Below are 12,562 nucleotides of genomic sequence, written 5' to 3'. Positions count from 1 at the left end.
CAGCGGCGTGCCAGTCACCGACTCGGCGATCGAGAAGATCAAAGCCATGATCGTCAGTGGTGAGCTACGCCCCGGTTCGCGACTCCCCAAGGAGGCCGACCTGGCCGAGCGGCTCGGCCTGTCGCGCAACTCCCTTCGTGAGGCGGTGAAGGCCCTCTCACTCATCCGGGTGCTCGACGTACGCCAGGGAGACGGCACGTACGTGACGAGCCTGGAGCCCAACCTGCTGCTGGACGCCCTGGGCTTCGTCGTCGACTTCCACCAGGACGACTCGGTGCTGGAGTTCCTGGAGGTCCGCCGCATCCTGGAACCCGCCGCTGCGGCCATGGCCGCCCGAGTGATGCCGGACGAGGACATCGCCGTCCTCGGGGAGGTCCTGAAGAGCCTGAGCGACGACGCCTCCCTGCAAGAACTGATCGACAACGACCTCGAGTTCCACCACAGGATCGCAGCCGGTTCTGGCAACACCGTCCTGTGCTCGCTCGTCGACGGCCTGTCCGGCCCGACCGCCCGGGCGAGGATCTGGCGCGGGCTGACCGAGGAAGGCGCGGTCGACCGGACCCGCCAGCAGCACCGCGCCATCCTCGACGCCATTGCCCACCGCCGCCCCGACCTCGCGCACGCCTGGGCCACGATCCACGTAGCCGGGGTCGAACAGTGGCTGCGGGCCACCCTCGGCGCAGCCGGATCCTCGCTCGGCTGACCCGGGGCGGGTGCTTCAAGGGGCGAGACCTCCGCATAGGCGGAGGCTGTGGACGAAGCCGCGGGATTGGTCCGCCGCCCGGCGAGGTGACGCCGGCAGGCCGCTCGCTGGGTGAACAACATGCCGGGACGGGCTTTACGGTCGAGTGGCCTCGCCGAGGAGCGCCAGTACGCGGTGGACCGCGCGATCCGCGCCAGGCCGGTGGATCGCCGCGATCGAGGAGATCATCTGCGACGACGGTGTGCGTAGTGGTACGTAGGTGATCCCCGGTAGCGAGAAGTGCCGCACGCCTTCGGGGACGAGGGTGACGCACAGGCCGGTGGCGACGAAACCGAGCGCGCTGGTCACGTCGTCGCAGCTGCCGCCCACCCGTGGTTCGAAGCCGGCCTCCCGGCAGGCGGCTGCCGCACGTGCCGTCAGGCCCGGCATGGACAGCGGCTCGGGCAGAACGAAGGACTCGTTCCGCAGTTCGGCCAGGTTCAGCTCGTGGGCCCCGCCCAGTGGGTGTGCCGTGGGCAGGGCGGCGACGACGCGCTCGGTGAAGAATCCCGGCACGATGACGAGTCCGTCGCTCTCCTGCCGCTCCGGTCCGGGTCGGGTGCGGGCGGTCGGTACCGGTTCTCGGACGAAGCCGAGGTCGTATCGTCCGTCCCGGACGAGTTCGGCGATGTGGGTGTCGGTGCCCTGGTGCAGGTCGATCCGCAGGCCAGGCAGCCCGGCAGCGGTGACGCGCAGCACTTCGGCGGGGAAGGAGTAGGCGAGCGCGCCCGCGCAGCCGACCGGCTCGGCGCGGGCTTGTCCGAGGTCGGCGTGGCCGAGGGCGAGCCGGCCGGAGGCGGAGTGGCCACGTCCGTGGAGCCGACCGGGGCCGGCGCCGACGTGGTGACCTTCCGGCCCGAGGCACCCGGAACGGTCGGGGAGGCCGAGGCGCTGGCCGAGGGCTTGCCCGAAATGGGCGGAGTGCTGGTGGCGGGGTGGGTCGGGGCGGGCGGGGTGGCAGCATGGGTCGGGGCGGGCGGGGTGGGCGACTGGCAGGTCGTGCCGCCGTTCCATGCGGTGATCAGGTGATCAGGTGATCAGGTGATCAGGTGATCAGGTGGTCGGGGAGAACGATGTCCGGGTAGTGCGGCAGCGGGTTGCTGTGCCCGTCGAACTTCTGGTCACCGGGGTACAGGTCGATCTGGCCGAAACACTTCGGCAGGTAGGCGCTGATGTCCAGAGTCGCCTGAGGGTTCTCGCGGTTGAGCGTCACGGTGGCCGAGCCGAGGAAGGTCTGCGTGCCGGAGGCCGCAAAGGTCGGACCTTCGGTGCTGTAGGAGGCAAGCGAAACCTTGTAGTCGCAGCCGGTCAAAGGCTCGCCGGAGGCGGACCTGGATGGTGCCGTGCGGGGCGGGCATCCGGTCGTCGCTGACCCAGTGCGCACCGCCGTCGACCGAGTACTGAACGGCGGCGGTGCCGCAGTCGCGACCGACGGAGTGTGCGGTGCCGGCGGCGAGAAGCGAGCCGCCCACGGCTATGCCGAGGGCGGCCAGGGCCGGAAGGGCTCGGTGCAGGGGTGGTTCACTGGATAGCTCCCTGAAAGAGGTGCCCGGACCGTGAGTTCATCGGGGATTGCCCGATGCGAGGGTATGTCCGGGACGGTTTGCGAGAGTGTAGTTGATCTTGTTATGCGTGCTGCTTCGTCGGGGTGGGGCTTATCCGGCCGGTTCCCTTCGGCATGAAGTCCGACCGTCGGGGCCAGGCGCCACGCGACTTCCAACGCGGGAGATGTCGCAACCCTGGCGGGCACGCGGTCGGCAGATGTGCGGCCCCGGATCCTCGTCGGCGCCGGCGCCCGGCGAGGGCGGTGGCGTACCCCTGTGGATGCGACCACTCGCCGATCCCACCAGCCGACCTCCTGCAGCCGACGGAACGGGGCGGGCCGCGCCCGCCGTCGTGGAGGAGCTGACGCTCACCGCCCGGGATCGCCCCGGGATCGGCGAGATCAGCCGTTGCCGAACTCGTGCACGCCCCACCAGCCACTCGAGTCGTGGTACATGCCGACTCCTATCTCGGTGTACTGACGGTTGATCTGGGCCTGGTAGTGCGGGGGATGGTTGCGCCACATCTCCTGGAACTGCACCGCTGCCTGCTCGGCGGTCATCGACGCGTCGCTCCACATCACGATGCACTCCCCGGTGAGTGTGCGACTGGACGTGCGACTGGGCCCGGCGCCGGAGGCGTTGGCCGAGTGCGCGAAGCCGGTCTCGCGCATGTGCTGCGCCCATTGGGTCGCGAAGGCGGCCAGGTCCGCCGCTGGTTTCAGCGCCGGCGCGCCGACCATGGCCCGCTCCTTGTTGATCAGTTGCAGGGAGATCGCTTCGGCGTCGGCGACGGACTGCGAGGCCGGCCAGTTGCCGGTCACCGTCGGAGCGTTCGCCGGCGGAGCGCTGGACGCGCTCAAGGGATGATTCCCCGAACTCCCATTACCGGCGGGCCCGTTGCCAGCGTTGGCGCCGGGAGTGGGAGTATGCATGGCCGGGGAGGGAACCGCCGGAGCGTGTACGGCCGGAGAGGGAGCGCCTGGAGAAGGGGCGGCCGGGGAGGGGGCGGCCGGAGAAGGGGCGGCCGGGTTGGACGCGGCCGGGGAGGGAACGGTCGGCGCACTGGAGAAAGACGAGGCCGAGGGTGACGCGATCGGGGACGACGCCCCGGGCACGGCGGACAGGGACGCCTCCTCCGGCGGGAGGGCCGCAGCGGCCGGAGACTGCGAAGCGTTGCCCGCCGAGGATGTCACGGCGCCGAATGCTCCCCCGGTGACGGCGACGAGCGCGACTGTCCAGGCGATGACCGCCCTGCGTCGGCGCCTGGCGGAGCGGTCGCGGCCGTGTCGTACCGCGCGCCCGCCCACAGCGGCCCGGTGGGCCGCACCGACCGCCTTGCGCCTGCGCCCTTCCGTCGAGATCGCCCCGTCGAATTCCATCGTCTCGAACTCGCTGCTCATGGATCCACCTTCTGTACGGGTTGGTGCGGCAGTCCGCTCCAACACCTGGGGAGACCCTGCGGGCGGATCCCGATAACGGATAACGGACTGCGCATTTGCCGACGAGTCCTCGGGGCTTCCGGTCGGCGGCGATGTGGGCGGGGTGAACGTGCCGCCTGCAACCTCTGCGCGGTGCGGCCGGGCGGGCGGAAAACGGGGTTCCACGGGTCGTCGCCGGGCCGCACCGCGGGTTGGCCGACGGTCCGGACGGCCTGCCGGGAGCGGGCGGCACGTTCTGCCGCTGATGCCGCATCAAGCCCCTGCGGGCCGCCGGAGAAGTCGCGAATGTCCTGGTGTCGGGCGGCCAGGCATGTTGACGAACTGTCAGCATGGTCGCGTGTCGAAGCCCGGGTGTGCGTGGGCGGGTGGTGCCCCCTTGACGGGTGGGGGCCGGTACGGCCACTATCCATCCTCGGCGGGTGGCAGTTCGACGCGATATCACTGCAGGTCAGCCGGGCATCGAAGCGCCGGGTGCGGCCAAGCCCCGCGCGGCCCGGTAGTGGGGGCCGCGAGCCCTCAGCCTTCCCGCCACGGCGCCGCGGTGTTCTCACCTGAGCTCCGTCGGCCGCGTGACCCACAAAGTGCACGGAGGACAGCAAGTGCCAGACCCAGCCACCACCACGCCCACGGATGCCGAACTCGCGGGGCGCATCCGTGGCGGACCGCGGCAGGGCGGGCAGGCGGCCGAGGAGATCGCCGGCCGCCACCGGGCGGCGGTGCTGGCCTACGCGGCCCTTTGCTGCCGGGACGGCCGGGCCACGGAGGAACTCGCGGACGAGGCCCTCACCGTGACACTGGACGCGGTCCGCGCGGGCGCCGGCCCGACGGACGCTTGGCGCCCGTACCTGCTGGCCGCGGTGCGGCGCACCGCGGCCGGGTGGGCGGGCACCGGGCGGCAGTCGTCCCTCTGCGCCGGCTTCGCCTCCTGGCTGGAGAACCTGCCCCGGGCCGACCCGGCGCAGCCCTCGGCCGAGGCGGCGGCCGTTGCCGCAGAGGAGGCCTCGCTCCTCCTGCGGGCCTTCCGGAGCCTGCCGCAATCCTCACAAGCAGACCTGTGGCAATACCTCGGGGCATTCACCGGAACGCAGGCCCCGGCCACGCCGGCTTCGGCGCCGCACCCGCGTCCGGACCCGGCGGCCCGTCAGGGCCTCTACGAGGCCTACCTGCAGGCATACGTCTCGCAGACCCCCAATCGTTCCTGCCGCCACCTGGTGGCCGGGCTGGGCGACAGCGTCCGAAGCGCCTCCTCCGGCCGGACGGGCGACCTCGACCTCCACCTGTCCATATGCGGCAGCTGCGCCCGCGCGCGCGCCGAACTCGTCGCCATCCACACCTGGCAGCGCGCCGCCCTGACCTCGGCGCTGCTGCTGTGGCCGACACAGCCGTCGGCAGATCCGTCGGCGGGCGCGTCAAGCGCGTCGGCACAGCGCCCGGCGGTACCCGCCGCCCCCGAGGGCCCTGCCGCGAACGCGTCCATGCACCGGCCCACCACCGGCTGGCACCGCCTCCCGGGGGCATCCCCGAGAGGGGCAAGGATGATCCTGACAGCGGGCGCGGCCACCGCGGTCCTGGCGATCGCGGCCGTCGTCGGAATGCCGCGACCGCCATCGCCCGCGGCTCCCGCTCCGCAGGCCCCGCTCTCAACTGCGACCCCCACCACGTCGGCCCCGGCCGACCCGCCGCTCACGGCCACCCCGTCGACATCGCCCACCCCGACGGTCGCACCGACGATGTCCGCGACCCCAACCGCCCAGACCGCCCCGGCACCAGCCACACCGTCCCCCACCGCGACGGCGCCGGCCACCCCACCCGCCAGCCCATCGCCGTCGACCGCGAACCCCATCCCTGTCACGCCGACGCCGGTCACCCGCCCGGCCCCACCGCTGCCCGGCAGCGTCCCTGCCGCGATCGTCGGTGACGGCCGCTACCACAGCCTCAGCGCCGGTGGCAGCGGCGGCCAGGCTCTGGAGGTCAACGGCACCTGCAGCTCCCAGCTGGGCTCCTCGGCCGACATCAACACCTGGTGGACCGACCACACCTCCGAGCAGTGGACCTTCACCACCAACCCCGACGGGACCGTCCGCATCAGCGACAACTGCGACACGCCCACCCACCAGCACACCGTGCTCGCCGCCGGCACCCAGCCCGGCAACAGCGCCTACCTGCTCAACTACGGGGCGGGCAACCCCTGGCAGGAATGGCGCGTCATGCAGAACACCACCACCGGCGCACTGACCATCACCAACGTCGCCACCGGCCTCACCCTGGACACCTTCGGCACCACCTCCGGCTCCACCGTGGTCACCAACACTGCCAACGGCGCCGCCCCCGGCCAGTCCTGGACCCTGCTCTCCTGAGCGGCGACCGGCCGACCCGCCCCTGAGTGATCCGAACCTCGGCCACGGCCCCACAACGGGCCGTGGCCGTCGAGGTCGAGGCGGAACACCTCGAGGCCACGTCGAGGCCCTCGCGCGGAACCCGGGCATCGCCTGCGCATGCCGATGGCCGAGCGCTGCCTGATCTCCAGGGCGGAGCGGCCCGGCGTTGCCCCGCCACCGTGTGGACTTTTCTGTAACTCCGCCCCCTCGCCACCGTGCTGGTCCACGGCCGCAACCCGCACAGAGCCGCCGCCCTGAGTGACGACCTCAACGCACGCGGCCTGACCGCCCGGCCCGCACGGGCACAGGAGGCGACCGCCGCCGACATGATCATCACCACCACCCCGGCGACCACCCCCGTCCTGGGCGCCGCCCACGTGCACGAAGGCGCGCACGTGACCGGCATCGGCACCGACATGCCCCACAAGAACGAACTGCCCGCGGCCCTCTTCCACCGCGCCCACCTCATCGCCACCGACGACCACGCCCAATGCCTCGACCACGGCGACTTCGGCCACGCCGGCCACGCCGGCACCACCACCCAGGACGGCGACATCGAGGCCGGCCTGCTCCTCAAAACACCCGTCGACCGACCGGACACGGCCATCACGGTCGCCGACCTCACCGGCGTCGGAGCACTCGACGCGGCACTCGCCTCGGCCGTCCTTGAGCGGCTCCTGCCGTGAACGACCACCGCCGGGCAGGCCGGGGCGCGCCCTGTGGACCTGTCCGGAAGTCACATCGCCGAGGGACGCCAGGGAGGCCGCCGCCGAGCACATCGGCACCCTGCACACCACCGTCCTGGTGCCCGACGACCGGGCGGCGGTCTCGCCGGTCAGCGCCCGCATGATCTCCACCAACTGGCGCTGTGCCGGGGTGAGTCGGGAGCCGGGCAGGTCCGGGTCGAGGACGTCGGCGAAGCCGAAGCGGTCCAGGTCGGCGGTGACGCGGCGGCGCAGTTCGGCGCGGGCCACGCAGCGGCCGGCCTTCCGGGGGAGGGCGCCGGCGTAGACGTTCGCGGCGACCGAGACGTGCGGGATGATCTCGGGTTCCTGCGGGATGATCCGGATGCCGGTGGCCCTGGCGTCGGCGGGGGAGCGGAGATCGATCCGGCGGCCGTTGAGGTCGACGTGGCCCTCGGTGGGTTGGTGGTCACCGGTGAGGATCTTCAGCAGGGTGGACTTGCCGCGCCGTTCTCGCCCATCAGCGCGGTGACCTGGCCGTCGGGGAAGTCGAGGGTTACGTCACTCAGGGCCTGGACTGCCCCGAATCGCTTGGTGATGCCCTCGACGCGCGCCTTGGTGCCGGAAGGCCGGGGGCGGGGGGCGGGTGGGCGGGGGTTCGGGGCTGGGCGGCGTGCTCTGCTCACCGCTGGGTCACCTCGGGCTTGGTGCGAAGGAGTGGGCGGCCGCCCGGGAGAAGGGTCAGTTGCAGGTGACGCCAGCGCTCTTCCAGGTGACGGCGTCGACCATGGTGGTGGGGGCGAAGGCCTCGGCGGGCATGTCCTTGGCGTTCTTGAGGCGGTCGTAGACGGTCTGGACGGCGAGCGCGCCGACGTCCTTGCCGTTGATGAACAGTGCGGCCTTCATTCCGGACGGCTGGCCGCCGCTCCAGTCCTTGCAGGCCAGGTAGGCGCCGAGGCCGACGCCGGCTATGTCCTGCGGGCTGACGCCGGCGTTCTGTAGGGCGGTGACGCCGCCTTGGACGTTCTCGTCGTTGCAGCCCCAGACCACCCAGTGCTTGACGCCCGCGTTGGCGGTGACGGTGGCCGCGACCTTGTCCTGTGCGCCGGTGGGGGTGTTGTCGGTGGCGACGTCGATGTTCTGCACGCCCGGGACCGCCGCGTCGAAGGCCGTCTTCGCCGCCTTGACCCGGTCGCCGCAGACGGTGACGTCCTGCTTCCAGGCGGAGATGGTCCGGGTGTCGGCGGGGTTCCAACCGGCCTTCTTGAACTCCTCGGCAGCGCGCTTGCCGACCTCGCCGCCCATCTGGGCGCCGCTGAAGCCGATCCGCGGGACGAGGTCGGTCTTGGCGCACTTGGCCGGGTCCGGGCCGGTGGCGCAGACCTGGTCGTCGGAGGTGAGCAGGGCGACCTTGCCGTCCTTGGCGGTCTGCACGACCTGCGGGCCGACGGCCGGGTCCGGGACGACGATGATCACGCCGTTGGTCTTCTGCGCGATGGCGGCCTGTACCTCGCCGACTGTCTTGTTGGCGTCGTTGCCGAGGTTCACCACCTTGAGGTCGACGCCGAGCTCGTCCGCCTTGGCCTTGGCGCCTGTCGCCTCGCCGACGAAGTACTCCTGGTCGCCCTGCTTCTGCAGGTAGGTGATCGAGATCTTCCCGCTCACCGGGGCGACCGAGGGAGCGCCGGAGGTGGTCTCCTGGCCAGTGGAACAGGCCGTGGTGGTCAGACCCAGGATGATCAGCAGACCTGCGGTGGCAGGGCGGTTGATGGCACGGAACATGAGGGGGACGCTCCTTTGCGCCGAGGCCGCAACACGACCCGACGCGGGTGGGGATTCGAGGTGAGGGATGAAATCGGTCCGGCGACCGCCGGACTGTCGGACCTGGCGGGGGCTCCTTGCTATCTCGATGGCGAGGCTGGGAAGGGGCACCTGACTCCGTCGTGCAGACCCCAAGGGCCCGTCAAGCCCTCAGAAACCAACACACTCAAACGCGATGTGACATATCACAGTGCCATTGCATCGCTAAGTCAAGGGGTCTGCACGTCGACACCCCCTTGCGATGTTCACTCCGAGGGCGGACGGCTCGCACACGCCACCGGCGAGTCGGCGGCTTCCATTCCCACGACCAGCTGCGTACGCCGGCAGCCCGTCAGGCAATCAAGCGCACTGGCGCCGGGCGCCCCGGGCAGCGGCGGGGGATGCCGAATCCCGCAGGGGTGTCGCACGTCCCGCCGCCATCCATGACGGCCCGTCAAGGCATGGGCATCGCTGGGCGGCCTCGCGAAGACGGCGCGTGCGCGGTCTTGAGTAGCTCCTCCTCGTCTGGCTACCATGCGTTGGTTTCTGTTTGAAGGTTCCTCCAGCCGTCGACTCCTGGAGATGAATTCAACAGAATCAAACGTGATGCCCACGCCCCCACCCACGCACCTGGAGCATCCCCGTGCGTCCACTCTTCCCCGTGCCGTGCTGCACGCCTTTGCGGCGTTGTCGCTCGCGGTATCCGGCCTCACCGTCGTCGCCACGTCCACTCCGGCGGTTGCCCTCGACAGCGGGCTCGCCCTGCAACAACAGCAGCCAGGTGCGCACCGCGCTCGCCTCGGGAGTGCCGGGCGGCGACAGCGCCTACCTGCTCGACTACTCGCCCGGCAGCTTCTGGCAGGAGCGGCGGGTGGCGAAGAACACCACGACCGGCGCGCTGGCCATCACCAACGTCGCCACCGGCCCCGCCCTGGACGCCCCGCAGACCACCACGGGCTCGACCGTCCTCACCAACCACACCAACGCGGAAGCCACCGAGCAGAGTTGGACGCCGCCGTCCTGACGCGGCACACCCCATGAGCCGGGCTGCGCCGGCCTGGGCCACTTGCCACGGCCGGCACAGCCCGTACCCGCACCACCCGTCCCGCTCCACTTCCCTGGACCACAGGAGGAAGAGCCTTGCGCTCAGCACGCAGCAAGCCGCGCCGCCGGTTCGCCTCGGCGATAGCGGCGCTCAGCCTGTTCATCGGCGGCGGTGCCCTCGCCGTCGGATTCGAACTCGCCGCCGCGCCACCCGCATCGGCGCTCGACAACGGCATCAACCTGACCCCCCAGATGGGCTTCAACAACTGGAACACCACCTGGTGCGGCTCCCAGTTCAACGAGACCCTGGTCAAGGGCATGGCCGACCTGTTCGTCAGCAAGGGCCTCAAGGCGGCCGGCTACCAGTACGTCAACCTCGACGACTGCTGGGCGCTGCCCGACCGCGACGCCTCCGGCAACCTGGTCCCCGACCCGGTGCGCTTCCCGCACGGCATCAAGGCGCTCGCCGACTACGTCCACTCCAAGGGCCTGAAGTTCGGCATCTACTCCAGTGCCGGCACCAGGACCTGCGACGTCCAGGGCTTCCCCGGAGGTCTCGGCCACGAGCAGCAGGACGCCAACCTGTGGGCCTCCTGGGGCGTCGACTACCTCAAGTACGACAACTGCAACAACCAGGGCGTGGACGCCCAGCAGCGCTACAAAGCGATGGGCGACGCGCTGAAGAAGACCGGCCGCCCGATCCTCTACAGCATCTGCGAGTGGGGCACCACCGGCCCCTGGAACTGGGCGCCGCGGGTCGGCAACTCCTGGCGCACCACCGGCGACATCAGTGACACCTGGCAGAGCATGATCTCCATCGCGCACGCCAACCAGGGCCTGTCCGCCTACGCCAAGGCCGGCGCCTACAACGATCCGGACATGCTGGAGGTCGGCAACGGCGGCATGACCGGCACCGAGTACCGCACCCACTTCAGCCTGTGGGCGGAGATGGCCGCGCCGCTGCTGATCGGCGCCGACCTGCGCACCGCCCAGCAGGAGACCTTCGACATCCTCACCAACTCCGACGTCATCGCGGTCGACCAGGACCCGCTGGGAAAGCAGGGCTCGGTCGTCTCCAGTGGCAACAGTCTGGTCGTGATGAGCAAGCCGCTCGCCGACGGCAGCCGCGCGGTCACCCTCACCAACGAGGGCTCGTACGACGCCACCGTCACCACCGACGTCCGGACCGTCGGCATCGCCGGCGCGCCCTCGTACACGGTCAAGGACCTCTGGTCCAAGAAGACCACCACCAGCACCGGCGCGATCAGCGCCACCGTCCCCGGGCACGGCACCGCGATGTTCCGGATCACCCCGAGCGCGCCCGTACCGCCGCCCACCGGTATGAGCTACCTCAGCGACCTGCCGTTCCTCACACAGTCCAACGGCTGGGGACCGGTCGAGCGCGACCACAGCAACGGCGACTGGGCGGCCGGTGACGGCCGCACCCTCGCCATCCGCGGGACCACCTACGCCAAGGGCATCGGTGCGAACGCCTCCAGCGACATCGGCTTCAACCTCGGCGGCACCTGCAAGAACCTGGTGACCACCGTCGGCATCGACGACGAGGCGTACGGCAACGGCTCCGCCGTCTTCCAGATCTTCAAGGACGGCACCAAGATCGCCGACAGCGGAAAGCTCACCGGTGCCGATCAGCCCAAGCAGCTGACCGCCGACCTCACCGGCGCCACCACCCTGCGCCTGGTGGTCACCGACGCCGGCGACGGCATCAGCTGGGACCATGCCGACTGGGCCGACGCCAAGATCGCCTGCGGCAACGGACCCGCCGCTGGAGCCCACCAGCTCTCCGACCTCACCTGGTCCTCCGCCAGCAACGGCTGGGGCCCGGTCGAGAAGGACATGAGCAACGGCGACAACCAGGCCGGCGACGGCCGGACGATCACCATCAAGGGCGCCACCTACGCCAAGGGCCTCGGCGTCAACGCGTTCAGCGAGATCGTCTACTACCTCGGCGGCACCTGCACCTCCCTCACCACCGACGTCGGCGTCGACGCCGAGGCCGACGGCCGCGGCACCGTCGCCTTCCAGATCTACAAGGACGGCACCAAGGTCACCGACAGCGGCGTGCTCAACGCCACCGCCGGCGCCAAGCACCTCACCGCCGACCTCACCGGAGCCAACGAGCTCCACCTCGTCGTCACCGACGGCGGCGACGGCAGCAACAGCGACCACGCCGACTGGGCCGGACCTGTCCTGACCTGCTGACACCCGCTCACTCACCAGCACAGTGCGACGCGGTGCCGGACCACCCGTCCGGCACCGCAGGCAGACGATGCCCGCGCGCGGTTCCGGACCGGATCGGCGCCGTTCCCCATCGATGACCACGCATACTCGGCAACCACGTCTCCGCCACCGCACTCAGACTCATCGTGAACGTTTCCCCCTTGCCGTCCAGGTCACCACGACGGCCGAACCACTCGGCCTCGCCTGCCACGGGCTTCGACCTGACGGAGTCGGTCCAGTTCCTCACCGGTCTGCCGGCGACCAGCCCGGCCGCAGCACGTGCAATTGGCGCCATGACCGCCGGCGACTTCGCCCCCCGACTTCCCGGCCCGGCTGATGACCGAGAACCTCGGCCATCCGACCGCGCCGGCCGACGAACTCGCCGGCGAGGCCCGGATGACCCGTGCCTCATTGCCCGGCTTCGCACGGGCCGACGCCACCGGACGCGCGGACGACGACCTCACCGCCACCCGCGTCGTCGTCACTGGCGAGGCGCACCCAGCCGCCGGCCGGTTGGCTGCGGGCGAGCCCGGTCGGCCTGGAGTGCGTAGCACTGACCGCCCCGCAGGGTTTGCGCCCAGATCGCGGAGGCCACTCCGCCCTCCAGCACTCCCACCCGAAGCCACGCCCGGGTCGACCTCAACACCCGTACGGCAGCTCGACAGTGAAACACGATCAGTGAGCCTTCGCC

General features: G+C 71.0%; 9 protein-coding genes and 1 pseudogene. 5 read left to right on the top strand and 5 right to left on the bottom strand.

The genetic code is table 11. From position 1 onward, the window contains the following. Nucleotides 1–7: 7 nt before the first annotated feature. Complete coding sequence (locus tag AB0D10_RS11165) at nucleotides 8–703, top strand: FadR/GntR family transcriptional regulator (RefSeq protein ID WP_360254263.1); 696 nt, start codon at nucleotides 8–10, stop codon at nucleotides 701–703. Between the two features lie 135 nt (nucleotides 704–838). Here AB0D10_RS11165 and AB0D10_RS11160 read toward each other — a convergent pair whose 3' ends face one another. The 3 genes from AB0D10_RS11160 to AB0D10_RS11150 form a co-directional block, all read right to left on the bottom strand. After that, nucleotides 839–1,756 carry a LysR family substrate-binding domain-containing protein gene (locus AB0D10_RS11160; RefSeq protein WP_360254261.1) on the bottom strand — a complete coding sequence of 306 codons (918 nt, stop codon included), beginning with the start codon at nucleotides 1,754–1,756 and terminating at the stop codon, nucleotides 839–841. A gap of 31 nt (nucleotides 1,757–1,787) precedes the next feature. Further along, complete coding sequence (locus tag AB0D10_RS11155) at nucleotides 1,788–2,054, bottom strand: hypothetical protein (protein WP_360254259.1); 267 nt, start codon at nucleotides 2,052–2,054, stop codon at nucleotides 1,788–1,790. Nucleotides 2,055–2,687: 633 nt separating this feature from the next. Further along, on the bottom strand, nucleotides 2,688–3,146 hold the full coding sequence (locus tag AB0D10_RS11150) for a CAP domain-containing protein (RefSeq protein ID WP_360254257.1): 459 nt from the start codon (nucleotides 3,144–3,146) through the stop codon (nucleotides 2,688–2,690). Between the two features lie 1,178 nt (nucleotides 3,147–4,324). On the opposite strand from AB0D10_RS11150, the gene AB0D10_RS11145 reads away from it, so the two are divergent. Together AB0D10_RS11145 and AB0D10_RS11140 are read left to right on the top strand one after the other, a co-directional pair. Then, nucleotides 4,325–6,082: a hypothetical protein gene (locus tag AB0D10_RS11145; protein ID WP_360254255.1), complete on the top strand. Its 1,758-nt coding sequence runs from the start codon at nucleotides 4,325–4,327 to the stop codon at nucleotides 6,080–6,082. A gap of 236 nt (nucleotides 6,083–6,318) precedes the next feature. Next, complete coding sequence (locus tag AB0D10_RS11140) at nucleotides 6,319–6,789, top strand: hypothetical protein (protein WP_360254253.1); 471 nt, start codon at nucleotides 6,319–6,321, stop codon at nucleotides 6,787–6,789. Between the two features lie 207 nt (nucleotides 6,790–6,996). On the opposite strand, the pseudogene AB0D10_RS11135 reads toward AB0D10_RS11140, so the two are convergent. Beyond that, a pseudogene (locus AB0D10_RS11135) lies at nucleotides 6,997–7,269 on the bottom strand (ATP-binding cassette domain-containing protein); the annotation flags it as partial. 258 nt (nucleotides 7,270–7,527) lie between these two features. Then, nucleotides 7,528–8,568, bottom strand: coding sequence for a substrate-binding domain-containing protein (locus AB0D10_RS11130; RefSeq protein ID WP_360254251.1), 1,041 nt, complete (start codon nucleotides 8,566–8,568; stop codon nucleotides 7,528–7,530). Nucleotides 8,569–9,325: 757 nt separating this feature from the next. Between AB0D10_RS11130 and AB0D10_RS11125 the strand changes: the two genes are divergently transcribed. After that, nucleotides 9,326–9,610 carry a hypothetical protein gene (locus AB0D10_RS11125; protein ID WP_360254249.1) on the top strand — a complete coding sequence of 95 codons (285 nt, stop codon included), beginning with the start codon at nucleotides 9,326–9,328 and terminating at the stop codon, nucleotides 9,608–9,610. A gap of 176 nt (nucleotides 9,611–9,786) precedes the next feature. Then, entirely contained in the window at nucleotides 9,787–11,853 is a 2,067-nt protein-coding gene (locus tag AB0D10_RS11120) for an NPCBM/NEW2 domain-containing protein (protein WP_360254544.1), read from the top strand. The last annotated feature ends 709 nt before the right edge of the window (nucleotides 11,854–12,562 follow it).

Source organism: Kitasatospora sp. NPDC048545 (assembly GCF_040651155.1).
GTDB lineage: Bacteria > Actinomycetota > Actinomycetes > Streptomycetales > Streptomycetaceae > Kitasatospora.
This window is presented reverse-complemented; position numbering and strand designations above follow the sequence as displayed.

What these genes read in the sequence shown, in the direction of transcription:
- AB0D10_RS11160 (WP_360254261.1), bottom strand. Translation starts at nt 1,756, where the DNA reads ATGGAACGGCGGCACGACCTGCCAGTCGCCCACCCCGCCCGCCCCGAC.
- AB0D10_RS11130 (WP_360254251.1), bottom strand. Translation starts at nt 8,568, where the DNA reads ATGTTCCGTGCCATCAACCGCCCTGCCACCGCAGGTCTGCTGATCATC.